This window comes from Streptomyces sp. NPDC005898 (assembly GCF_040629635.1).
Taxonomy (GTDB): Bacteria; Actinomycetota; Actinomycetes; order Streptomycetales; family Streptomycetaceae; genus Streptomyces.
In genome coordinates, this window is record NZ_JBEXWC010000027.1 from 51,186 (window position 1) to 72,853 (window position 21,668).

Genomic DNA, 21,668 nt, shown 5'->3' on the forward strand with positions numbered 1-21,668 from the left:
GCAATAAGCGCAAAACTCCAGGTCAACGACGTACGGCCGGAGCGGGCCGCCGGGGCGCTCACTCAAGTGAGCGCGCGAAGTACGCGTGCAGCAGCGTCCGCGCCTCCTCGACCAGGTCCGGATCGCCCGAGGGCTGCCCGCGAAAGGCCAGCTGCAGCACCGCGTCGACCGCCTCCACGCCGACGAGCACGGTCCTGCGCAGCCGGTCGTCCAGCGGGCGGGCGAGGTGGTCGGCGAGCAGGTCCGCCACCCGGTCGGCGACCCGGTCGTTCGCGTCCGGCATGGCGTCGGGGGCGCTCGGCACACCGAAGTCGACGAGGCCGAACCCGGGGACGGTGCGCTTCATCGCCACGTACTCCTCGAAGGCGGCGTCGAGCGCGCCGCGCCAGTCGCCCCGCTCCAGGCCGCTCACCCGCGCGGCCACGCGCTCCGCGTACGCGTCGAGATTGCGGTGGGCCAGGGCGTCCGTCAGAGCCCGTTTGTTGCCGAAGAAGCGGTAGACGGAGCCGATGGGCACGCCCGCGCGATGGGCGACGGCGCGGGTGGTCAGGGCCTCGTAGCCGACCTCGTCCAGGACGTCGGCGCAGGCGTCGAGGATCCGGGTCAGCCGCTCGGCGCTGCGCTCCTGTACGGGCAGGCGGCGCAGGGAGGCCGGGGGCCGGGGTTCCTTCTGCGGGTTCCGGTGGGACATTCGGGGAGCGTAGAGCAGCGGGCTCCCTCTTGCGGAAGGAAAACTCCAATCCTACGGTGTCCCATAGGAATCATGGACGAGGAGCGATGGCGATGACGAGCGGGGACCACGTGGGCGACACGAGCGGGGCGGGCGGGGCGGGCGGGGCGAGCCGTGCGGGCGCGCGGGACGCGCAGGACGCGCGCACGACGGCCGAGGGGCTGGACCACCTCCACGGCTTCGGCAACGAACACAGCTCCGAGGCGGTGCCCGGAGCGCTGCCGCACGGCCGCAACTCACCGCAGCGCGCCCCCCTCGGCCTCTACGCCGAGCAGCTCAGCGGCTCGGCCTTCACCGAGCCCCGCGCGCACAACCGCCGCTCGTGGCTGTACCGCGTCCGCCCCTCGGCCGCGCACCCGCGCTTCACGCGCGTCGACAACGGCGCCCTGCGCTCCGCGCCCTTCACCGAGTCGGTGCCCGACCCGAACCGGCTGCGCTGGAACCCCCTCCCCGAGCCCGCCCCCGGCACGGACTTCCTGGCCGGCCTGTGGACCCTCGGCGGCAACGGCGACGCCACGCAGCGCACCGGCATGGGCATCCACCTCTACCACGCCAACTCCTCGATGTCGGCCGGGGCCGGGGGAAGGGTGTTCAGCGACGCGGACGGCGAGCTGCTGATCGTGCCCGAGCGCGGTGGCCTGCTGCTGCGCACCGAGTTCGGCCTGCTGCGCGCCGAGCCGGGCGAGGTCGCGCTGATCCCGCGCGGCGTCCGGTTCCGCGTGGACCTGCTGGCGGAGAGCGCGCGCGGGTACGTCTGCGAGAACTACGGCGCCCCCTTCCAGCTGCCCGACCTCGGCCCGATCGGCGCCAACGGCCTGGCGAACGCACGGGACTTCAGGGCGCCCGTCGCGGCCTACGAGGACGTCGAGGGCCCGGTGGAGGTGGTGAACAAGTTCTGCGGCAACCTCTGGCGCGCGACCTACGACCACTCCCCGCTCGACGTCGTCGCCTGGCACGGCAACCACGTCCCGTACGTCTACGACCTGCACCGCTTCAACGTCATCGGCTCCATCAGCTACGACCACCCGGATCCGTCGATCTTCACGGTGCTGACCTCGCCGTCCGACACCCCGGGCCTCGCGGGCGTCGACTTCGTGGTGTTCGCGCCGCGCTGGCTGGTGGGCGAGGACACCTTCCGCCCGCCGTACTTCCACCGGAACGTGATGAGCGAGTACATGGGCCTGATCGAGGGCGCCTACGACGCGAAGGCCGAGGGCTTCGTGCCGGGCGGCGGCTCGCTGCACAACATGATGTCCGCGCACGGCCCCGACCGCGAGACGTTCGACAAGGCGTCGGCCGCCGAGCTGCGGCCGCAGAAGATCGACGACGGCCTGGCCTTCATGTTCGAGACGCGGTGGCCGGTGACGGCGACCGAGCAGGCGGCCACGGCGTCCCACCTGCAGCACGGCTACGACGACGTGTGGCAGGGTCTGGAGCGCCACTTCCGCAGCTGAGCCCTCCGCACCGGGCAGCGCGACTGATTCGGAGAGACCGTGACCGCATTCGCCCCGGACTCGATCGTCCTGAATCGGAAACTGCCGCTCTGGTACCAGGTGTCGCAGTCCCTGCGCGCCTCGATACTCGGCCGCGCGCCCGACGCCCCGCTCCGGCTGCCCACCGAGGAGCAGCTGGCGGGGCACTACGGCGTGAGCGTGCTCACCATGCGGCAGGCGCTCAAGGAGCTGGAGGACGAGGGGCTGATCACCCGCCACCGGCGGCGCGGCACCTTCATCGAGCCGAGCGCCCGCCGCGGCGCCCCGGTGCGCCTGCTCGGCTCGGTCGACGCGATCGTGGCCCAGCAGTCCGGCATGACCACCGAACTGCTGGGGCACGGGCCGGCGCCCCTGCCCGCCGAACTCGCCCCGCACTTCCCCGACTCGGCCGAGGTCGCGACGTACCACCGGCTGCGCAGCGACGAGAAGACGGGCGAGCCGACCAACCACGCCCGCAACTACGTCCGCCCCGAACTGGCCGCCCGCATCGACCTGGCGGACCTGGCGCGCTGGCCGATGACGAAGGTCCTGCGCCACGTGGTGGGCGTGCGCATCAGCCGCATCACGGACACCGTCGAGGCCACCCTCGCCGACCCGGAGACCGCCCGCCTCCTCCAAGTGCCGCTGCTCAGCCCGATACTGCACTACACCGGCGTCACCTATGACGAGGCCGGCCGGGTCCTCGACGTGGCCCGCATCCACTACCGCGGGGACCGCTTCTCCTTCTCCGTCACGCTCGAAGCGACGTGAGGCGGGGCGCCGGCACGGTGCCGTCCGCCGCCCGGACCGTCGTACGATGCCGGGCGTGACGCACGACGAAGCGCCGCTGCTCGCCGACCTCATGCCGTGGTCCGTCGCACCGCTCCGGCCGGGCCGGGGCTGGCCGATGGGGCCCGACGCCGCCTGTCTGAAGGCCCGTTGGGCCGCGCTCCTGCGCGCCGACGGGGCGGAGCGCGAGGCGCTCTTTCGTCCGACCCGCTCCCGCACCCCGGACAGCGCGGTCGCCCAGCTCCCCGGCCACCCCGGCGGGACGGGCCGGCTGGCCCGAGAGCAGGGCCCCTGCCCCGAACCCGTGCGCGTCCGCCACGGCGCGTTCGACGAGCAGTGGCTGATCCCGGACCACCGGCTCATCGACGTCGCCCGCCCCGAGCTGTGGCGGGTCGCCGGCCGCGGGCAGCTGTTCGCCGTCGAGCAGGGGTACGTGCCCGGCAGCGGCCCGGGGCCCGCGGTCGTCGCGTCCGCCGCGCTGCCGGACGGGTACGCGCCCGCCGGGCGGCCCGGCCGCATCCGGCCGCTGTTCCGCCGCCCCGGGGGCCTGGAGCCCAATGTGGCGCCCGGACTGCTCGGGCATCTGTCCGGGATGCTCGGCCAGGAGGTGACGGCGCGGTCGCTGCTCGCCTGGGTGCTCGCGCTGGGGTCCGGCTCGGCGGCGGGCTGCCGGGTTCCGCTCACGGCCGACGCCGCCCTGTGGGCGAGCGGCGTACGGCTCGGGGAGCGGCTGCTCCGGCTCCAGCTGCGCGGTGAGGGCCCGCGCCCGAAACTCCCCGGCGGGCGCAGGCCCTACGTCCGTGCGCCGCTGCCCGCCCGGCCGCGTGACCTGGCGTACGACGCCGAGGAGCAGGTCCTTCGGGTCGGTGGGACGGGCGTCATCTCGCCGGTGCCGCGAGCGGCGTGGGAGTTCGAGGTGAGCGGGGTACGGGTGCTGGAGCGGTGGTTCGAGGAGCGCGCGGACGCTGCGGAGGCGGAGCCGGGGACCCTGGAGTCGATCCGCCCCCGGGCGTGGCCGCAGGCCTGGACGTCCGAACTGCTGGAACTGGTCACGGTCCTGGCGCTGACGGCCGAACTGGCGCCGGAGCGAGCCCAGTTGGCGGGGGCCGTGGGTCGCGGGATCACCGCGGGCGAGCTGGGCGGCGCGGGCCTGCTGCCGGTGCCCGACCGGGCGCGGCGGCCGGCGTCCGTCCTCGATCACCTCGAAGAGGGACCCGAGGGGCAGTTCGCGCTGCTGTAGACCCGCGGGGCGGTCCGGGCCGTGCGGGGTGGGTGGTGCGCACGGCCGTCGCGCCGTCGGCGGGTGCGCGCACGTCGTGCGGCGTCACCGGGGTGGTGTGACGGGTGAGAGGGGAGGGGCGAACGAGGGGATGGGAAAGATCCGCCGCGGAGCGGCGGCTCAGTCCCGGGGGCCGCCTGTGGTCAGCGGCCGCCGAAAAGCGATCGCCGCAGCCTGCGCAGAGGCGCGAAGAGCGAGACACGCCTCACTCGGGCTCCCCTGCTGCTGCGGGCGTGCGCGGTGTCACGTGAGGTCAGCTCACGCATCAGCAGCGTCGCCTCGTGCGACTCCCGCTGCGGGACGGCTGGGCCGCCCAGCACCGAGAGATGGCGGTCGAGGCGCGAGCTGCTCGCGCTGCTCCCACAAGTGATCGCAGGGACACGCGCCCTGCTGCGCACCGTTATCTGTTCCATGTCACTCCCCACCCGTACGAGGGCACCCGGCCCAGGGCAGGTTAACCCTATCGCCCCGGCGGGACACACGTGTATCCCGGCCACAGGATTCACCTGCCCCGCAAGGGGGTTGACGACCCCGCTCCGAATATGACTGATTCCAGGGCGACTTGGACATTCGACCCCGGTGGGCGGTGCCGTACGGGCCCCGGCGGCCCTCGCGTGGGGTATCTCACGTGCCAGCGTCCGCGATCCCGCTTCGCGCGGGCGGCGGGCTCCCGGTTCGCACGGAGAGTTGCTACTTTTGTGGAGAATCGCACCACTGCGAAGGGGGACACCCGTGAGCCCGTCAGAGCGTGTGATCGCCGGGCGGTACCGCCTGCTCGCGCCGCTGGGCGAGGGCGGCATGGGCACGGTGTGGCGGGCCAGGGACGACGTGCTCGGGCGTGAGGTGGCCGTCAAGGAGGTCCGCGCGCCCGCCGGCCTCCCCGCCGCCGAGATCGACCGGCTGCACGCGCGCCTGGAGCGGGAGGCCTGGGCCGCCGCCCGCATCCCGCACCGCAACGTCGTCACCGTCCACGACGTGGCGATGGAGGAAGGGCGGCCCTGGATCGTCATGGAGCTGGTGCGCGGGCTCTCGCTCTCCGACGTCCTGGAGGCGGAGGGCGCCCTGCCCCCGCGCCGCGTCGCCCGCGTCGGCGCCGAGGTGCTCGCGGCCCTGCGCGCCGCCCATGACGCCGGGGTCCTGCACCGCGACGTGAAGCCCGGCAATGTACTGATGGCCAATGACGGCCGGGTGGTCCTCACGGACTTCGGCATCGCCATGGGCGAGGGCGGTTCCGCGCCGACGATGAGCGGTGAGGTCGTCGGGTCGCCCGAATTCCTGGCCCCGGAGCGGGCGTTGGGCCACCGGCCGGGCCCGGCGTCCGATCTGTGGTCGCTCGGCGTGACGCTCTACGCGGCCGTGGAGGGGACCTCGCCATTCCGTCAGGAGACGCCGCTGAGCACGCTGCGCGCGGTGGTGGACGAGGAGCTGCCGCCCGCCCGCCGTGCCGGGCCGCTCACCTCGGTCGTCGAGGGGCTGCTGCGCAAGGACCCGGACGAGCGGATGTCCGCCGCCGACGCCGAGCGCGATCTGCGGCTCATCGTCTCGGGCGGCAGGCCGCTGGCCGGGGCCCCGCTCCCCTCTGCGCCGCCCGCCACCGCCGAGCACCCCCCGCCGGAGCCCACGGCGCGGCAGGCCGCGGCCGTCCGTGAGACGGCGCCGACGAGCGTGCCGGACCGGCGCCGACGCGCGATGCCGGTCCTTGTCGCGGTTTTGATCGCCCTGGCGCTGGCCCTCGGCGGGTTGACGTACGCCCTGGTCACCCGCGACGACGGAGGCGGCGGCGACAACGGCGGCTCGGTGAGCGGTGACGTGCGCGCAGGAGACCCCGACGGGCGGGGTCTCCTCCACGCCGGACGCGTTCGTCCGGCCCGCGGTGATCAGGGTGCGGTGATCAGGCCGCCGAGGTGAACACAGGGAGGTAGCCACCGGACTGTCCGGCGGCCGTGGGGTGGTAGGACTCGCCGATGTTGAGCCAGTTCACGCTGTGCAGCCATGCGCTGCCCGAGCAGATCTCGTGCCCGGTGAAGGCGCCGGTGACCCCGGCGAAGGTGAAGCCGTGGTCGGCGGCCCGCTTCTCGGTGGCCGCGTTGAGGTAGTCGGAGGCGTCGTTGATGGCGGCCCGCTCACGCTCGGAGAGGCCGGTCACGCAGGTGCCGTTCAGCTTGTAGAAGCGGGGGTAGCCGAGCACCACCACATGGGCGGCGGGGGCCTTGGCCTCGATCGCGGAGTACACCTTGTCGAGGTTGCCGGGGAGCGTCGAGTCCACGTACGAGCGGGCCTGGGCGATGCGGTTCAGACAGGTGGCCTCGGACTGGAGTACGCAGGTCGTCATCACGTCCGAGAAGCCCGCGTCGTTGCCGCCGACGGAGAGGGACACGAGGCCGGTGCCGGCGCCGAGCGGGCCGAGCTGGTTCGCCAGAACATCACCCGTACGAGCGCCCGAACACGCCGTGAAATGGAAGCTGGAGGGTGAGTGGGCGGCCGCCCAGAGAGCGGGGTAGGCGCGCGTGCTGCGCTTGCAGTCGCCGCTCGCGCTGTCGTAGCTGCCGGCCCCGACCCCCGAGGAGTAGGAGTCGCCGAGCGCCACATAGCCGGTGGCCGCCGCGTTCTGGTCCGCGTGGGCCGTCGTGGCCCCCGCGAGGGCGAAGGCGGCGGAGAGGAGGAGCGAGGACATGTATGCCGTGAAGCGGGACAATCTCATGGAACCTCCTTTAGCAGGGTTTCTGCCTCGACCGTGGTAGCACGCGGCCGCGCCCGCCGATAGTGTCCATGTCAACGAATTCGTTCACAATTCCCCTTCCCGCTCCCGGAGTTCACTCCGGTCACACAGGTGTTTCAGCGAACATCTGCACGCATCCGCCGCGTCTTGACGGGCCGATCGGGACTGCGCCACATTGAAGCGCCGGAATTCGGCGCGTCGGGGGGCAAAGCAGTCCATGCAGACCATCAGGCTCAAGTCACCGCCATCGGGAACGGACCGGGACACCGGTCGGGGCGGCGGGACGGATCTGCTGCCGCTGGCAGCGGGCGCGGCCGTCGCCGTGGGAGGCGTCGGCGCGGCGCTCGCCCTCTTCGACCTGGACGCGCCGCTGCGCGGCCCCTGCACCCTCTTCTTCCTGATCGCCGCACCCGCGGCGGCACTCGCCACGGCCCTGCGGGCACTCGAACCATGGGGCCGCGCGGTGGCCGCCGTGGCCGGCGCCCTCGCGGTCGACGTCCTGGTGGCCCAGGGCATGTTGGCGCTCCACGTGTGGTCGGTGCGCGGCGGTGTCGTCGCCGTCGCCGCCCTCAGCGCGCTCGCTCCGCTCCTGGCGGCGGCGCGGCACCTGCGCCGCCACCCGGCGAGAAGGCGGACCACCTGAACATCGGGCGTACCGCGCTCCGATCAGAGCGCTGCGCACCACCGTGCTCTCCCGACCGGAATTCTTCGGAACGGTCGCCACATTGCTCAAGCGGGTGGGCGGAATCCGATCGCCGAGCAAGAAATTGAGCAGTCCGAATGCGACCGCATAGATTGCCCGTCTCATGAGAGAGGTGAGGGGAGAGAGCTCAGGATCTCGGTGGTTTCGCGCGGGGCGCGGTAGGGGGGTGCCCGTGCCCGGTGAGCGCTGTTCAGCCGGGTCACGGGCCGCGCTGTGCCAGTGCATTCGACATGCCCGGAGATCTCCCTTCGGCGTGCTCGGGTGAGAACCCCCCTTTCGACCCGGATCGATTACCGGACCGCCCGGGGGCGGGCGGTCCACCGGTGAGAGGGATTTTTCGGACTCATGACTTCTTTTCTGCGCCCGGCAGACGCAGGGCAGGACCCGTTGGACGAGTTCAGCCACCATTACCGTCCCATCTCCACGCATCTGGCGATCACTCCGCCGGTCAGTGTGGTCATTCCCGCGATGAACGAGGCGGAGAATCTTCCCCACGTCTTCAAGACACTTCCCGACTGGATCCACGAAGTCGTCCTGGTGGACGGGAATTCCACCGACGACACCGTGGCCGTGGCCCGGGAGCTGTGGCCGGAGGTGAAGGTGGTGCGCCAGCTCGGCACGGGCAAGGGCGACGCCTTGATCACCGGATTCGCCGCGTGCACCGGCGACATCATCGTGATGGTCGACGCGGACGGCTCCGCGGACGGCCAGGAGATCGTCTCCTACGTCTGCGCCCTCGTCTCGGGCGCGGACTTCGCCAAGGGCTCGCGGTTCGCCAACGGCGGCGGCACGGACGACATGACGCCGATCCGCAGGCTCGGCAACCACGTCCTGTGCTCGGTCGTCAACGCCAAGTTCGGCGCCCGCTACACCGACCTGTGCTACGGCTACAACGCCTTCTGGCGGCACTGCCTGGACAAGATAGAGCTGGACTGCACCGGCTTCGAGGTGGAGACCCTGATGAACATCCGGGTCGTCAAGGCGGGGCTGAAGGTGCAGGAGATCCCGAGCCACGAGTATCTGCGGATCCACGGCACCAGCAACCTGCGCGCCATCCGGGACGGCATCCGCGTACTGAAGGTGATCCTCGGCGAGCGCTCGGGCCGGCGCGGGCGCGGCGCGCGGCGCAAGGACGTCCGGGGCCTGCCCCTAGGCGCGGGCCGGGGAGAGGTGTCTTGAGCCCGGACGTGTCCGTCGTCATCTGCGTGTACACCGAGGACCGCTGGGCGGACATCCTCGCGGCGGTCTCCTCGGTGCGCGCGCAGTCCGTGGCGGCCCTGGAGACCCTGCTGGTCGTCGACCACAACGCCGTGCTCCTGGACCGGCTCGCCCAGGAGTACGAGGGGAGTGAGGGGGTGCGGGTGCTCGCCAACGCGGGCCCCCGCGGCCTGTCGGCGGGGCGCAACACCGGTGTCGCCGCCGCGCGCGGCGCGGTCGTCGCCTTCCTCGACGACGACGCCGTCGCCGAGCGCGACTGGCTGCGCCACTTCGCCGAGGGGTTCGCGGACCCGCGGGTGTTCGCCGTCGGCGGGCGCACCGTGCCGCTGTGGGCGTCCGGGCGGCGGCCCGTCTGGTTCCCCGAGGAGTTCGACTGGGTCGTCGGATGCACGTACCGGGGCCACCCGGCAGGGCGCGTACGGGTGCGCAACGTCCTCGGCGGGAACGCCGCCTTCCGGCGCTCCGCCTTCGACGTCGCGGGCGGCTTCGCGACCGGTATCGGACGCGACGGCGGCGGCCGGCCGCTCGGCTGCGAGGAGACGGAGTTCTGCATCCGGCTCACCCGGGCGAGACCGGACGCGGTCCTGCTGGTCGACGACCGCGCGGTGATCCACCACCGGGTGCCCGCGGCGCGGGAGCGGTTCGCGTACTTCCGTACGCGGACGTACGCCGAGGGCCTCTCCAAGGCGCTGGTGGCCAGGAGTGTCGGCGCCGGCAGGGGACTTGCGTCCGAGCGGCACCACACCACGCGCGTGCTGCCCGCCGGGGTCGGCCGCGGCCTGCGGGACGCCGTGCTCGGGCGGCCCGGCGGCGCGGGGCGCGCGGGCGCGATCGTGGCGGGAGTGGCGGCGGCGGCCGTGGGCTATCTGCTCGGCAGCGTCCGTGCGCGCCGGGCGGGCACCGCGTTCCGTGTCACGGAGATCACCGGCCCGACGGAAGACGTGCGGGGCAGGGGTGGCGAGGGAGCCGCCGGATGAGCGACAGACGCGTGCCGATACTGATGTACCACTCGGTCGCGCGTGAGCCGAGCGAGGCGACGCGCGGCCTCTCGGTGTCGCCCACCGCGTTCGCACGCCAGATGGAGATGCTCGGCGAGCGGGGCTTCACGCCCCTCACCACCGCCCGGCTGGCCGCGGCCTGGCGCGCCCCGGGCGGCCCCCTGCCCGAACGTCCCGTCCTGATCACCTTCGACGACGGCTACGAGAGCGTGCACCGGTACGCGCTGCCGGTGCTCGCCGCGCACGGCTTCGCCTCCACCCTGTTCGTCTCCACGGGCTGGCTGCGCGGCGCGCACGACACCGGGGGCGGCCTCGACCTCATGCTCGACTGGGGCCAGGTGCGCGAACTGGCCGCCGCGGGCGCGGAGATCGGCGGCCACAGCCACACGCATCCCCAGCTCGACCAGCTCCCCGACGCGGAGCTGCGCCGGGAGCTGCGCCGCTGCCGGGACATCATCGCCGACGAGACGGGCACCCGGCCGGCCTCCTTCGCCTACCCTTACGGCTACTCCAGCCGCCGGGTGCGCGAGCGGGTGCGCGAGGCGGGCTTCGCCCAGTCGCTCGCCGTCGGCAACACCCTGGCCCGCCGCGCCCAAGGCCCTTACGCCCTGCGCCGGGTCACGGTGCGCAGGTCCACCGGGCCCGAGGAGTTCCTGCGGCTCGTCGAGGGCCGCGCGCTCGCCCGTACGTTCGTCAGGGACCACGCGCTCACCAAGGGGTACGCCGTGGTCCGCAGAGTCCGACAGGTCCGCCGGAAGGCCATCCGTTCCCGTGTCTGACACGTCCACCGCCCAGGCCGACGTCCCGGGTTCCCCGCACGGCGGCGAGCGGCCGCCGCCCGGCGGGCCACGCCGCATGCGCCCGCCGGGGTCGGGCGGCGCCGGCCCGCTGTTCCGCAACGCCTACGCGCTGATGCTCAACACGGGGATCTCCGGGGTGCTCGGCGTCGGCTTCTGGCTGGCCGCCGCCCGGTACTACTCGGAGTCGGCGGTCGGTCAGGGCTCGGCGGCGATCGCGGCGATGAAGCTGCTCGCCGGGCTCACCGCCGTGACGCTGACCGGCGCCCTCGCCCGGTTCATCCCCGTCACGGGGCGCGCCGCGGGCCGGCTGATCCTCCGTACGTACGCGGGCAGTTCGCTCGCCGTGGCGCTCGCCGCGGGGCTCTTCCTGCTGACGCTGGACCTGTGGGGGCCCTCGTACCGCTTCCTGCACGGTCCCGTGCCGGGCGCGGGGTTCGTCCTCGCCGTCGTGGCGTGGTCGGTGCTGACCCTTCAGGACGGTGTCCTGACCGGGCTGCGCGACGCGCTGTGGGTGCCCGTCGGCAACACCGTCTTCTCGGTGGCGAAGCTGGTGCTGCTCATCGTGATGGCGGCGGCGCTCCCCACCGCGGGGGTCTTCGTCTCCTGGGTCGCCTCGATCCTCGTCTCGGTGATCCCGCTGGGCTGGCTCGTCTTCCGGCGTCTGGTGCCGCGCCATGTGCGGGCCACCGACGGCCGCACGCGACCGCCGACGCCGCGGGAGGTCGGCCGTTTCCTCGCCGGGGACTGCACCGGCTCGCTCTTCTCGCTCGCGGTGGTCTACCTCGTCCCGGTCGTCGTCGCCTCGCAGGTCGGTTCGGTCGACAATGCGTACTTCTACGTCACCACCGCCATCGGCGGCACCGTCAACCTCCTCGCCGTCAACATGGGCGCCTCGCTGACCGTCGAGGGCGCGCACGATCCGGCGCTGCTCGCCGCCAACACCCGCTCGGCGCTGCGCCGGATGGCGGTCATCATGCTGCCGGTGTGCTGCGTCCTCTTCCTGGCCGCGCCGCTCGTGCTGAGCATGTTCGGCCGGGGGTACGCGGACGCCGCCACGCCGCTGCTGCGCTGGCTCGCGGTGGGGGCGCTGCTGCGGGTGGTCATGGAGACGTACTTCGCGGTGCGCCGGGCGCAGAGCAGGACCGCCGGAATCGCCTGGCTCCAGGGCCTGTTGTGCGTGCTGGTCCTCGGCCTCACGCTGGTCCTGCTGCCGCGGATGGGGCTGACCGGCGCGGGCGTCGCGGAGGTCTCCAGCCTGGCGGTGATCGTGGCGGTCGCGACGCCGAGGCTGTACCGCGTGGTGCGGGCGGCCCCCTCGGGCGGGCCCCCCGGGAACACGGCGCCGGACGCTGACCTGACCGGCCCGGGGAAGCCGGCCGCGCCCGTCCCAGGCCCTGACGGGGGCGCCGGCCGCGAGGGGCGGCACGGGCCCGCGTGGGCGTGGCGGGACTCGCTCGACTCGGACACCTCGCAGCTCGCCGTACAGCCCGACTTCGACCACTTGGAGCGCGGGCCGGACGTCCGCCCCGGCCCCGGCACGCCCGTGCACACGGGGCCCGCACCGAGGAGCGGGAGGGGCGGGAAGGACGAGGGGGACGACGCGGAGGGTGCGGTTGCCGCCGGGGAGGGGGCGGCGGCGCGCCCGGGGCGCCCGGGGCGCCCGCGTGTTCTCGGCGTGGCGCTGCTGCTCGCCGGAGCGCTCGGTCTGTACTGGGGGCCCGTCGCCGGTCTCGGTGACGCGGACCTGGACGGCATGGGCGGGCTCGGCCTGGTCTCCGTGCTGCCGGTGGCGACGCTGCTCGGCGCCGCGCTCCTGGTCCTCGTCTTCGCACTCCTGCTGCGGATGGACCGGCCGGTCAAGACCCTGCTGCTCGTGACGCTGCTGGCCACGGCCGTGTCCCTGCACGCGCTGCCGGCCGTCGTCGAGACCGAGCCGCGGTTCGCCACGGCCTGGCAGCACCTGGGCTTCCTGGAGTACATCGAGCGGACCGGCACCGCCGTGCCCGACCTGGACGCGCGCTGGAGCTGGCCCGGCTTCTTCGCGGCAGCCGCGTTCGTCGCGAAGGCGTGCGGCGTCTCGGACCTGACCGAGGTGATCCGCTGGTGGCCGACGGCCGTCCAACTGCTGTATCTGGCGCCGATGTTCCTGCTCGTGCGCGCGATGCGGGCGTCCTGGCGCGCCAAGTGGGCCGGTTTGTGGATCTTCGTACTGAGCGGCTGGGTCGGTCAGGACTACTTCTCCCCGCAGGGCTTCACGTACCTGCTCCACCTCGCCTTCGTCGCCGTACTCCTGGTCTGGTTCCGCGCCCCGCGCGTGCTGTGGGCCAAGCGGCGGCCCGGCGAGAGCGAGGTGGAGCCGACGGGCCGCGGGGAGCGGGCGGTGCTGCTCCTGGTCCTGATCGCCCTCTTCGCGGTGACCGTCCCCGCGCATCAGCTGACGCCGTTCGTGATGCTCGGCGTCCTCACGGCACTGGTCCTGGCCGGCCGCTCGGAGCTGCGCGGTCTGCCGATGCTCTGCGGCGTGCTGGTCGTCGGCTGGCTGGGGTTCCTCGCCGAGCCCTACTGGTCGGGGCACTTCCAGGACCTGTTCGGCGGGGTCGGGGGCGTCGGCGGCAACGTCTCCTCGTCGGTCTCCGGGCGCATCGAGGGCGGCAGCCCCAGCCACCGGCTCGTGCTGTACGCGCGGGTGGCGCTGGCGGGCGGCGTCATGGCGCTCGCCTGCTGGGGCTGGTGGCGGCGGCGCTCGTACCGGTACGGGGAACGCTCGCTCCTCGTCCTGACCTTCGTGCCGTTCCTGGGCTTCGCCATGCAGTCGTACGGCGGTGAGATGGCCCTGCGCGTCTTCCTGTTCGCGCTGCCGGGCGCGGCGCTGCTCGGCGGTCTCGCGCTGTTCCCGCGTGCGGGCGTCACCCCGGCGGAACGGGACCGCGAGCGGGTGAGCCGGGCGCCGGCGGCCTCGCTGCTGGCCGGGCTCGTGCTGATGGGCGGCTTCCTCGTGGCGCGCTGGGGCAACGAGTCCTTCGAGCGCGTCCGGCCCGGCGAGGTCGCGGCGATGGAGTACGTGTACGCGCACGACGAGCCGAGCGCGCGGCTGCTGTGGCTGAGCGACGACACGGTGAACGACGTGACGCCGGCGATGCCGTGGGGCGCCCGGGACATGGAGAAGGTGGAGTACGTCCCGACGCCCGCGCCCGCCGACCCGGTCCTGGTCTCCGGCCTGGTCAAGGCGCTGAAGGACGCGGGGCCCCGGTCCTACCTCATGGTCAGCCGCGGCCAGTCGGTCTCTCTGGAGCTGAACGCGGGCTATCCGGGGAACTGGGAGCCGCGGCTCATCCGGCACCTGGACGACCGCGAGGAACTCGAGAAGGTGTTCTCCCACCGGGACGCGACCGTCTACAGCCTGCGGGACCAGCCGGACGGCGCGGTGCCCAAGGCCGACCCGGGGGCGGTCGGGCCGCAGGTGACCTGGACACCGTGGTCGGTGGTGGGCGCGCTCACCGGCGCCGTGCTCGTGCTGCTGCTCACCGCGCGTGAGGTGGTGCGGGTCGCGGCGGCGCCGGGCGTACGGCAGCAGCGGTGGCTGGAGGGCAGTTTCTGGTTCGCGCTGCCGCTGCTCGCCGTGCTGCTCGCGTCGCTGGTCCAGCGCTTCGTGACGATGGCGTGAGCCGGGGCCCAGGAAGTCACCGCTTCAGCCACTTCACCTCGTACCCCTTCAGGGCGAGGGAGTGCCCGTCGACCTCGGCGCTGATCCGCCGGTCCTGGGTGTTCACGACGAGGACGGCCTTGTCGTCGGCGAGGACCCGGACCTCGGCGGCGTCGTCGCCGGCGACCGGCACCTTCTCGTACGAGGTGCCGGGGCCGAACTCCTCGCCGAACCGCTCGATGAGCCGCAGCATCGGCAACGGCCGCCCGCCGTCCGCCTGCTGGGTGGCCGTCCACAAGCAGCCGGCGCACGCGGCGCCGCGCTTCTGCGGGTTCCAGTAGAAACCGGTGGTGGCTCCGCCGCGGGCCATCGCCATCAGGCCCGAGGCGTGGACGGCGACGCGGTGCGCCTCGGACCAGTCGTCGCGGTTGTCCTGGCTGTCGCCGGGCTCCACGTAGTACTCGGCCCACCACAGGGGCAGGTCCCCGGTCCGTTCGCGCACCCAGTCGCCGACGGCCGTGAGCTTGTCGGTGGCCGTGAACTCGTCGGGCAGCAGCTCGTCGTCCTTGGTGTAGCTGGAACCGTCGACGACGACGAAGTCCGCGCCCCTCTTGTGCTGGTTCCAGTACTCGAAGGCGTCCAGGGGCCGTTGGTCGAGGCGGCCCCAGGGGCCCTCCACCCGCGAGGCGTTCTCGCTACCGCGCGGGCCGAGGCTGTCCATGACCAGGTAGGGGCCGCCGACCAGGATGTCCTCGTCGACCTTCTTCAGCTCCTCGTAGACGAGGTTGTACAGCTCGGTGTAGCCCTCCTGGTCCCAGCGTGCCTCCTCGTCGTTCCAGAAGCCCTTGAACTCGTTCCAGACGATGAAGTGGCGTACGTCGGGGTAGCGCTTGGCGACGGTCGCGGCGAGCCTCGCGAAGTCGCCGTAGTGCTCGGGCTCGGGGGCGGTCTCCAGGGCCTGTTGGCTCCAGTCGGTGTTGTCCGCGCCGGGCTCGCCGCCCTTCATCCAGTCCGGGGCGCAGCACAGGGTGACGACGGGCGTGCCCTTGCTGCCCCGGATGAAGTCCATCCGGCTGTCCATCGCGGCGAAGTCGTAGTGGCCCTTGACGGGCTCGGGGTTGCCCGCGCCCCAGCCCATGATGTGCTGGATCTGCGGGACGGGGCGACCCTGGGCCGCCAGCTCGGCGCGGACGCGCGCGACGGCGTCCGGCTCCCCGTCGTCCGCGCTGTACTGGGTGTGGGTGAAGCCCCAGCCGGCCTCGGGCGCGGGCCTGCCGGAGGGGACGGCGGGGGTGCCGTGCACCTTGTCGCCGTCCGGGGTGGTGCCGGCGGTGCTGCCGCCGTCGCCGGAGTCCGTGCGGACCAATGTGATCACCAGGGCCAGTACGGCCAGACCAACGCCGAGCAGTGCGGCGAGACGCCACCACCCTGCCCGTGAGAACCACCCATGACGTGCCATCACGGACAAGCGTATCGGCGGCGGCGGACGCTGGGACAGGTTCCGCGGGACGGCGCCCGGGGCTCCCACGGGCAACCGGGCGCACCACGGCGCGCGCGGCTTCCGGGGAAACCGGGTGCACGACGGCGCGCGCGTGCCGGATCATGGCGGCATGGCTGCGAACCCTCACGACGCCCTGCCGATCCGGCTCAACGTCGACGACAACGACTCCCCCTCCGACGTCGTCGACGCACTGTTCCTCGGTCGCTTCGCGACGGGCGAGCAACCCTTCTCGCACAGCGCCAACATCGAACGCGTCAAGAAGGGCTCCACCCTGCTGCCGCCCGGGGCGAGGGTGCTGCGGGCCGCCCGGGACGAGGACCGCAGCGCCACGCTCGCCGAGGGCGAGGGGTGGACGCTGCTGGTCTCCCGCTGGAACCGCGGCGCGGACATCACCGTGACGGCGACCAGCGCCGAACTCGCCGAGCGGGTCCTCGGGCAGGCCACGGACGGCGCGCAGGACGAGCCCGCGCCCCAGCCCGACGACGTGACGATGGGGTTCTGGTACGTCTCGCCGCGCCGCGGCCCGCACCGCACGACCCGGCAGATCTCGGCCGGCACCTGGGAAGAGGTGCGGCCCAACTACACGGCGCCGGTCGCCGACGCCATGGACAGGCTGATGAAGACCACCCCCGAGGACATCTCGGGGCGGCTGCTCCTGCTGCACGGCCCGCCGGGCACGGGCAAGACGTCGGCGCTGCGGACCCTCGCGCGCTCCTGGCGCGACTGGTGCCAGGTGGACTGCGTCCTGGACCCGGAGCGGCTGTTCGGCGACGTCGGCTATCTGATGGACATCGCGATCGGCGAGGACGACGGCAGCGCCGAGGGGCGCTGGCGGCTGCTGCTCCTGGAGGACTGCGACGAGCTGATCCGCGGCGAGGCCAAGCACACGGCGGGGCAGGCCCTGTCCCGGCTGCTCAACCTCACGGACGGCCTCCTCGGGCAGGGCCGCAACGTCCTGGTGGGTGTCACCACCAACGAGGACCTGGAGCGCCTGCACCCGGCGGTCGTGCGTCCCGGCCGCTGCCTCGCCCGCATCGAGGTCGGCCCGCTGACCCGGCCCGAGGCGGTGGAGTGGCTCGGCACGCAGGAGGGTGTCCCGCGCGAGGGCGCGACCCTCGCCGAACTCTTCGCGCTGCGCCGGGGCACCTCGCCCACGTCGGTCCCGGACCAGCGTGAGGGGGCGGACTCCGGGCTGTATCTGTAGCCCGGAGTCCGGCCCGCTCCTCTCGGGGCGGCCCACCGCCCTCTCCTCGGCTCAGCCGCGCAGGCCCGCCTCAAGCCGGCGGTGGAGGGCGCCGAGCCGGGTGCGGCCGGGGGCGCCGGCCGGCATCCGTGCCACCACCGCCCGCACCCGCGGGGGCACCTGACCGAGCGCCCAGCGGACCTCGTCGTCCCCGACGCCGGGGTCGTCGCCCTGCGCCAGCTCGTGGGCCCGGGCGAGGTACAGCGCGGGGCCGAGGACGTGCTTCAGCTGGTGCTTGGTGGCCAGCGGATGCAGGTACGGGGCTCCGGCCGCGCTGCCCGCGGCGCGCGCGGCGGCCTCGGCCGCCGGGTCCCCGGCCTCGCGCGCCGCCTGGTACGCGCTCCAGGCCGCGGTACGCAGCCGTGCCGTCCGCCGCTCCCCCAGCGCGAAGGCGCGGGCGGCCTCGACCGCCTCGCGCGGGCGGGGGTCGCTGGGGGCCTTCGTCTCGAAGAGCGGCAGCGCGCGCTCGGCGCACGCGACGGCCCAGCGGGTGACGGAGCGGCGGTCGTCCTCGGTCAGTTCGAAGCTCGGGCTCTCTCGGCTCATGCCTCTCCACGATATCCCTGAACAGGGCGTTTGAGACTTTGTGCCGCTCCTGCCGCTTTGAGCCCCGCTGGTGGGGCGGCAACCCTCAAGCCGGGGTCCGGGCGGTCCGCTAGCCGGACGCCCCGTAGGCCGCGCGGAGCGCGTCCCGCACCGCGGCCAGCGCGTCCTGTTCGGAGAGGCCGAGGCGCCGGACGCGTTCGGCGTACGTCTGCGCGGCGGTGGACGCCTCCTTCGCCGCCGCGTCCCCCGCGGCGGCGACGAACGTGCCGTTGCGGCCGCGGGTCTCGATGACCCCGTCGGCCTCGAGTGCCCGGTAGGCCTTGGCCACCGTGTTCGCCGCGAGGCCCAGCGACTGGGCGAGCCCGCGCACCGTGGGCAGTTTGTAGCCGACGGGCAGCGCGCCCGACCGCGCCTGCCCGGCGATCTGGGCCCGCACCTGCTCGTACGGCGCGTCGCTCGCGCCCTCGTCGATGTCGATCTTCACAGTCACCCGGCGATTGTCCCGCACGGCCGGGGCCCGGCGGCGGGAAAAGCGGAGGCGCGCCGGGACGCCGTCCGCGTACCGTGCGGGGCCATGACAGTGATCGTGCGCTCCCTCAGCCCCGGCGGCCCGACCGACGCCGCGGACGTCGCGGGTTTCGCCGCGGTGCGCCGGGCCTGCGTGCCGGCCATGCTCGCCACCCCCGAGTCCGTCGCCTTCGACGGCGCGCACGCCCATCCGGCCGCCCGCTACCGGCAGTTGATCGCCGAGACCGACGGCGAGGTCATCGGCACCGCGCAGGTGGGCATCGCCCACGACAGCCCCGAGCCGGGCCAGGGCTTCGCCAACGTGTACGTCCATCCGGAGCGGCTCGGCACCGGCGCGGGAACGCTCCTGCTGCGCACGGCGGAGGAGCATCTGGCGGCCGAGGGCGCCGGCACCGTCTACTCCTGGGTGCTGGACGAGCCGGCCAACCTCGCCTTCGCCGCCCGCCGCGGCTACCGCGCCAGCCGGCGCGCCCACTTCCTGCGCCTCGACCTCGCCCGGGGCGCGCTGCCGCCGCGCCGGGAACCGCCCGCCGGGGTGGAGCTGGTCAGCGGCTCGGTGTTCGCGGACGACGCGCGGCCGCTGTTCGCACTCGACGCGGAGACGGCGGCGGACGAACCGGGGGATGTGGCGGCCCAGTTCACGGACTACGAGCACTGGCTCGCCGAGACCTGGCGGCATCCGCTGGTCAGCCGGGAGCTGACCACGGTGGCCCTGGTCGACGGCCGCCCCGCGGCGTTCACCCTGGCCCGCACGGACGGCGCGGGCCGCTACGCCTCCGGCATGACGGGCACCGCACGCGCCCACCGGGGCCGGGGCCTGGCCAAGCTCGCGAAGAACGACTCCCTGCACCGGGCCAGGGCCGCCGGCTGCACGGAGGCCTTCACGGGCAACGACACCGGAAACGAACCGATGCTGGCGATCAACCAGTGGTTCGGTTACGAGATCTGCGCGACGGAGGTACGCCATGTCCGGCACCTCGGCTGACGGAGGGCGCCCCGCCACCGTGGAGGTCGCCCTCGTCAAGGCGGGCCGCACCAAGATCCGCTACCCGGCGGAGCTGCTCCACGACGACGGGACGCGCGTCACGGTCCGGGCCCCCTGGGCGGCCCCCGGCAGCCGGGACTTCGGCTTCGTCCGCTTCGAGCCGGGGGACGTCTTCACCGAGCACTACTGGCGCGACCGCTGGTACGCCGTCAAGGAGGTGTACGCCGGTGACGGCACCTTCAAGGGCTGGTACTGCGACGTGACCCGCCCCGCCGTCCGCGCGGAGGGCGTCCTCACGGTGGAGGACCTGGACCTCGACCTGTGGTGCTCGCCGGACGGGAGCACCGTGCTGCGCCTGGACGAGGACGAGTTCGAGGCGAGCGGCCTGCGCGCCGCGGACCCCGAGGCGGCCGCGGCGGCCCTGCGCGCCCTCACGGAGCTGGAGTCCCTGGCCCGCGCCGGGCTCCTCGGCACGGTCTGAGCACCGCGCCCCGGGCCGGGGGCGTCACCCGGTGAGCGGGACCGAGGCGGCGGTGCGCTCTCCGTCGTACGCGACGCTCTCGCCGTCCGACTGCCAGTGCACGGTGAAGCGTTCGCCCGCGCGCCAGGCGGTCAGGGCCTCGCGGCAGTACGCCACCGTGTCGTGCGGCAGGTCGGCCAGGGGGTGCCAGGTCAGCTCGGCGCACTTGTGCGGCTCGGCGTTGACCGGCTCGCCGCCCGCGCCGTACGCGGCGGAGAAGAACCAGCCCATGCGGGGCGCCGCGCCGGGTCCCCGGTGCTGGACGACCAGCTCCGCCCGCAGGTCCGCCGGCGCGAGGTCCAGGCCGATCTCCTCGCGGGCCTCGCGGAGCACGGCCTCGCGGACGTCCTCGCCGTCCTCCAGGTGGCCCGAGGGGAGGTTCCACAGGCCGTCGCCGTACCCGGTGCCGGCGCGGCGGGCCAGCAGCACCTCGTCCCCGCGGCGCAGCATGAGGTGGACGTCCACGACTTCGGCGTGCCGCCGCGGGGCCGCGGGGGTCACGCCGATGACCGCGTACCGCTCGTCCTCGACCGGGCCGCCCCACAGGCGCGGGTCCCCGGAGAGGCGCTCGGTGTGCAGCCGGGTGACGAGCGGGGTCAGGGCCTCGGTGAGGCGGGACATGGGCAGGCCGGCGGGCCGGGCCAGGTCCCAGACGCCCTCGACGAGGATCAGGCGGCCGCCGGGGCGCAGCAGGGTGTGCCAGTGGCGCACGGTGGCCTCGGGGTCCGGGAAGAGCCACAGGACGTGGCGGGCCAGGACGGTGTCGAACTTCCGGTCCCCCACCGGGGGGCGGGCCGCGTCGCCGGTCAGGATCTCGGCGTCGTGGCCCGCCAGCTTCTCGCGGGCCCGCGCCGTCATGTCCGGCGAGAGGTCGACGCCGGTGACCCGGTGGCCGTGCTCCGCGGCGAGCAGGGAGAGGCTGCCGGTGCCGCAGCCGAGGTCGAGCACGTCCCCGGGGGTGGCGGGCAGCCACTGCGACAGGCGCTCCAACCAGGCCCGGCGCACCGTCGCGTCGCGCAGGCCGTGGTCCGGTTCGTCGTCGAAGGTGGCGGCGGCGGCATTCCAGTCGACCCGTGCGGAGGCGTTGTTCATCATCATGGTCCGAGCCTGTCATCCACCACTGACAACGGGCCCCCCGGCGAGGCGTTGACGGCCCTTTGGCAGGTGCTCGGGCAGGTGCTCGGGCAGGTGCTCGATCAGAAAGGTGGCCCGGAGAGGTCTAGCGGAGCGCTCCGGTGGACATCGGTAAGGCAGGGAGGCAGCCATGCGCCGAGTCACCACGCACAAGCCCGTCATCAAGCCCGTCAGCCGCCGGGTGCGCGAACGCCAGGAGGCCGAGGTCAGGCCACGGGAGAGGCCGGAGGTCCGCAGGGACATCCAGCGGACGTGGTGGCCGGAGGGATGAGACGCCGCCCGGCGGAAGGCCGCCCGTAGGCACGCCGCCCCGTCAGGGGGTGGGCAGCCGCTTGCGGTAGTGCAGGCGGTCGTAGGGGCCCTCGACGCGGCGTTCCACGAGGTCGTAGCCGTAGCGAGGGTAGATCTTCTGGTTCTCCCACATCAACGCGTTGGTGTACAGGCGCACTTCGGGCAGGGACAGGGCACGCGCGTGTGCGTCGGCATGGGCGAGCAGGGCGCGGCCCACCCCTTGGCCCGCGGCGTCGGGGTGGACCGCGATGGATTCCAGGAACAGGTGGGCGTCCTCGGGCGGTTCGGTGACCGGGACGAGGACCAGCAGGCCGATGACCGGGTCCCCGGTGACGTACACCCGCCCCGCCGCGACGTCGGCCGCGTGGTCGGCCTCCATCGGGGCGGGGACGACGCCGATGCGCCGGATGTAGTGGTGGTAGGCCGCGTCGGTCACGGCCCGCACCGCGGGGACGTCGGAGGCGGTGGCGCGTCGGATGCCCGTGGGCACGGTGGTCGTGGTCATGCCTTTACGTCTACGTCACGGCGCCGCGCCCGCACCAGCGCCGTCCTCACCAAGGGCCACGCGG

At 73.8% G+C, this 21,668-nt stretch carries 20 protein-coding genes and 1 pseudogene; 13 read left to right on the forward strand and 8 right to left on the reverse strand.

From position 1 onward, the window contains the following. Window positions 1–58 precede the first annotated feature (58 nt). Window positions 59–691, reverse strand: a complete 633-nt coding sequence (locus ABZ385_RS28305) for a TetR/AcrR family transcriptional regulator (protein WP_358581120.1) — start codon at window positions 689–691, stop codon at window positions 59–61. 92 nt (window positions 692–783) lie between these two features. Here ABZ385_RS28305 and hmgA point away from each other — a divergent pair, with 92 nt between their 5' ends. Genes hmgA through ABZ385_RS28320 form a run of 3 tightly spaced genes read left to right on the forward strand, consistent with a single transcriptional unit; the run spans window position 784 to window position 4,231 of the window. Beyond that, window positions 784–2,184, forward strand: a complete 1,401-nt coding sequence (gene hmgA / locus ABZ385_RS28310; protein WP_358913704.1) for a homogentisate 1,2-dioxygenase — start codon at window positions 784–786, stop codon at window positions 2,182–2,184. A 39-nt stretch (window positions 2,185–2,223) separates the two neighbouring features. Beyond that, on the forward strand, window positions 2,224–2,973 hold the full coding sequence (locus tag ABZ385_RS28315; protein ID WP_358913705.1) for a GntR family transcriptional regulator: 750 nt from the start codon (window positions 2,224–2,226) through the stop codon (window positions 2,971–2,973). A gap of 46 nt (window positions 2,974–3,019) precedes the next feature. Then, a complete protein-coding gene (locus ABZ385_RS28320; RefSeq protein WP_358590357.1) occupies window positions 3,020–4,231 on the forward strand; it encodes a type ISP restriction/modification enzyme in 1,212 nt (403 codons plus the stop codon). A 182-nt stretch (window positions 4,232–4,413) separates the two neighbouring features. Here ABZ385_RS28320 and ABZ385_RS28325 read toward each other — a convergent pair whose 3' ends face one another. Continuing rightward, window positions 4,414–4,683: a hypothetical protein gene (locus tag ABZ385_RS28325; protein WP_358590355.1), complete on the reverse strand. Its 270-nt coding sequence runs from the start codon at window positions 4,681–4,683 to the stop codon at window positions 4,414–4,416. A gap of 385 nt (window positions 4,684–5,068) precedes the next feature. Between ABZ385_RS28325 and ABZ385_RS28330 the strand changes: the two are divergent. Further along, window positions 5,069–6,052, forward strand: a pseudogene (locus ABZ385_RS28330) (serine/threonine-protein kinase); the annotation flags it as partial. Between the two features lie 109 nt (window positions 6,053–6,161). Here ABZ385_RS28330 and ABZ385_RS28335 read toward each other — a convergent pair. Beyond that, window positions 6,162–6,971 (reverse strand): SGNH/GDSL hydrolase family protein, encoded by an 810-nt coding sequence (locus ABZ385_RS28335; protein ID WP_358589211.1) that lies wholly within the window; start codon window positions 6,969–6,971, stop codon window positions 6,162–6,164. Window positions 6,972–7,206: 235 nt separating this feature from the next. Here ABZ385_RS28335 and ABZ385_RS28340 point away from each other — a divergent pair, with 235 nt between their 5' ends. The 5 genes from ABZ385_RS28340 (at window position 7,207) to ABZ385_RS28360 (ending at window position 14,372) form a co-directional block, all read left to right on the forward strand. Next, window positions 7,207–7,632, forward strand: coding sequence for a hypothetical protein (locus ABZ385_RS28340; protein ID WP_358589212.1), 426 nt, complete (start codon window positions 7,207–7,209; stop codon window positions 7,630–7,632). A gap of 405 nt (window positions 7,633–8,037) precedes the next feature. Further along, the gene (locus ABZ385_RS28345; protein WP_358589215.1) at window positions 8,038–8,871 is read left to right on the forward strand and encodes a glycosyltransferase family 2 protein; all 834 of its coding nucleotides are present in this window, start codon (window positions 8,038–8,040) and stop codon (window positions 8,869–8,871) included. Further along, complete coding sequence (locus ABZ385_RS28350; RefSeq protein ID WP_358589217.1) at window positions 8,868–9,887, forward strand: glycosyltransferase; 1,020 nt, start codon at window positions 8,868–8,870, stop codon at window positions 9,885–9,887. Before ABZ385_RS28345 ends, ABZ385_RS28350 begins: the two co-directional genes overlap by 4 nt. After that, window positions 9,884–10,687 carry a polysaccharide deacetylase family protein gene (locus tag ABZ385_RS28355; RefSeq protein ID WP_358589219.1) on the forward strand — a complete coding sequence of 268 codons (804 nt, stop codon included), beginning with the start codon at window positions 9,884–9,886 and terminating at the stop codon, window positions 10,685–10,687. The genes ABZ385_RS28350 and ABZ385_RS28355 overlap by 4 nt, the downstream gene beginning before the upstream one ends. A gap of 76 nt (window positions 10,688–10,763) precedes the next feature. Continuing rightward, entirely contained in the window at window positions 10,764–14,372 is a 3,609-nt protein-coding gene (locus tag ABZ385_RS28360; protein WP_358913732.1) for a lipopolysaccharide biosynthesis protein, read from the forward strand. Between the two features lie 16 nt (window positions 14,373–14,388). Here ABZ385_RS28360 and ABZ385_RS28365 read toward each other — a convergent pair whose 3' ends face one another. Continuing rightward, window positions 14,389–15,810, reverse strand: coding sequence for a xylan 1,4-beta-xylosidase (locus ABZ385_RS28365; protein WP_358913706.1), 1,422 nt, complete (start codon window positions 15,808–15,810; stop codon window positions 14,389–14,391). Between the two features lie 151 nt (window positions 15,811–15,961). Between ABZ385_RS28365 and ABZ385_RS28370 the strand changes: the two genes are divergently transcribed. Next, window positions 15,962–17,056: a DUF5925 domain-containing protein gene (locus ABZ385_RS28370; protein ID WP_358589222.1), complete on the forward strand. Its 1,095-nt coding sequence runs from the start codon at window positions 15,962–15,964 to the stop codon at window positions 17,054–17,056. 51 nt (window positions 17,057–17,107) lie between these two features. On the opposite strand, the gene ABZ385_RS28375 is transcribed toward ABZ385_RS28370, so the two are convergent. After that, window positions 17,108–17,641, reverse strand: coding sequence for a putative immunity protein (locus ABZ385_RS28375; protein WP_358913707.1), 534 nt, complete (start codon window positions 17,639–17,641; stop codon window positions 17,108–17,110). A gap of 109 nt (window positions 17,642–17,750) precedes the next feature. After that, window positions 17,751–18,131, reverse strand: a complete 381-nt coding sequence (locus tag ABZ385_RS28380) for a GntR family transcriptional regulator (protein WP_358913708.1) — start codon at window positions 18,129–18,131, stop codon at window positions 17,751–17,753. 84 nt (window positions 18,132–18,215) lie between these two features. Here ABZ385_RS28380 and ABZ385_RS28385 point away from each other — a divergent pair, with 84 nt between their 5' ends. Both ABZ385_RS28385 and ABZ385_RS28390 read left to right on the forward strand, forming a co-directional pair. Beyond that, window positions 18,216–19,154, forward strand: coding sequence for a GNAT family N-acetyltransferase (locus ABZ385_RS28385; protein WP_358913709.1), 939 nt, complete (start codon window positions 18,216–18,218; stop codon window positions 19,152–19,154). Beyond that, a complete protein-coding gene (locus tag ABZ385_RS28390; RefSeq protein ID WP_358913710.1) occupies window positions 19,135–19,635 on the forward strand; it encodes a DUF402 domain-containing protein in 501 nt (166 codons plus the stop codon). Before ABZ385_RS28385 ends, ABZ385_RS28390 begins: the two co-directional genes overlap by 20 nt. A gap of 24 nt (window positions 19,636–19,659) precedes the next feature. Here the strand turns inward: ABZ385_RS28390 and ABZ385_RS28395 are convergent, their stop codons facing one another. Continuing rightward, entirely contained in the window at window positions 19,660–20,772 is a 1,113-nt protein-coding gene (locus tag ABZ385_RS28395) for a methyltransferase domain-containing protein (RefSeq protein ID WP_358913711.1), read from the reverse strand. Window positions 20,773–20,938: 166 nt separating this feature from the next. Between ABZ385_RS28395 and ABZ385_RS28400 the strand changes: the two genes are divergently transcribed. Then, the gene (locus tag ABZ385_RS28400; protein WP_358588177.1) at window positions 20,939–21,079 is read left to right on the forward strand and encodes a hypothetical protein; all 141 of its coding nucleotides are present in this window, start codon (window positions 20,939–20,941) and stop codon (window positions 21,077–21,079) included. A gap of 42 nt (window positions 21,080–21,121) precedes the next feature. Here ABZ385_RS28400 and ABZ385_RS28405 read toward each other — a convergent pair whose 3' ends face one another. After that, entirely contained in the window at window positions 21,122–21,604 is a 483-nt protein-coding gene (locus ABZ385_RS28405) for a GNAT family N-acetyltransferase (RefSeq protein WP_358588175.1), read from the reverse strand. Between the last annotated feature and the right edge of the window lie 64 nt (window positions 21,605–21,668).

What these genes read in the sequence shown, in the direction of transcription:
- ABZ385_RS28305 (WP_358581120.1), bottom strand. Translation starts at nt 691, where the DNA reads ATGTCCCACCGGAACCCGCAGAAGGAACCCCGGCCCCCGGCCTCCCTG.
- hmgA (WP_358913704.1), top strand. Translation starts at nt 784, where the DNA reads ATGACGAGCGGGGACCACGTGGGCGACACGAGCGGGGCGGGCGGGGCG.
- ABZ385_RS28320 (WP_358590357.1), top strand. Translation starts at nt 3,020, where the DNA reads ATGCCGGGCGTGACGCACGACGAAGCGCCGCTGCTCGCCGACCTCATG.
- ABZ385_RS28325 (WP_358590355.1), bottom strand. Translation starts at nt 4,683, where the DNA reads ATGGAACAGATAACGGTGCGCAGCAGGGCGCGTGTCCCTGCGATCACT.
- ABZ385_RS28335 (WP_358589211.1), bottom strand. Translation starts at nt 6,971, where the DNA reads ATGAGATTGTCCCGCTTCACGGCATACATGTCCTCGCTCCTCCTCTCC.
- ABZ385_RS28340 (WP_358589212.1), top strand. Translation starts at nt 7,207, where the DNA reads ATGCAGACCATCAGGCTCAAGTCACCGCCATCGGGAACGGACCGGGAC.
- ABZ385_RS28345 (WP_358589215.1), top strand. Translation starts at nt 8,038, where the DNA reads ATGACTTCTTTTCTGCGCCCGGCAGACGCAGGGCAGGACCCGTTGGAC.
- ABZ385_RS28355 (WP_358589219.1), top strand. Translation starts at nt 9,884, where the DNA reads ATGAGCGACAGACGCGTGCCGATACTGATGTACCACTCGGTCGCGCGT.
- ABZ385_RS28360 (WP_358913732.1), top strand. Translation starts at nt 10,764, where the DNA reads ATGCGCCCGCCGGGGTCGGGCGGCGCCGGCCCGCTGTTCCGCAACGCC.
- ABZ385_RS28365 (WP_358913706.1), bottom strand. Translation starts at nt 15,810, where the DNA reads ATGGCACGTCATGGGTGGTTCTCACGGGCAGGGTGGTGGCGTCTCGCC.
- ABZ385_RS28370 (WP_358589222.1), top strand. Translation starts at nt 15,962, where the DNA reads ATGGCTGCGAACCCTCACGACGCCCTGCCGATCCGGCTCAACGTCGAC.
- ABZ385_RS28375 (WP_358913707.1), bottom strand. Translation starts at nt 17,641, where the DNA reads ATGAGCCGAGAGAGCCCGAGCTTCGAACTGACCGAGGACGACCGCCGC.
- ABZ385_RS28385 (WP_358913709.1), top strand. Translation starts at nt 18,216, where the DNA reads ATGACAGTGATCGTGCGCTCCCTCAGCCCCGGCGGCCCGACCGACGCC.
- ABZ385_RS28390 (WP_358913710.1), top strand. Translation starts at nt 19,135, where the DNA reads ATGTCCGGCACCTCGGCTGACGGAGGGCGCCCCGCCACCGTGGAGGTC.
- ABZ385_RS28395 (WP_358913711.1), bottom strand. Translation starts at nt 20,772, where the DNA reads ATGATGATGAACAACGCCTCCGCACGGGTCGACTGGAATGCCGCCGCC.
- ABZ385_RS28400 (WP_358588177.1), top strand. Translation starts at nt 20,939, where the DNA reads ATGCGCCGAGTCACCACGCACAAGCCCGTCATCAAGCCCGTCAGCCGC.
- ABZ385_RS28405 (WP_358588175.1), bottom strand. Translation starts at nt 21,604, where the DNA reads ATGACCACGACCACCGTGCCCACGGGCATCCGACGCGCCACCGCCTCC.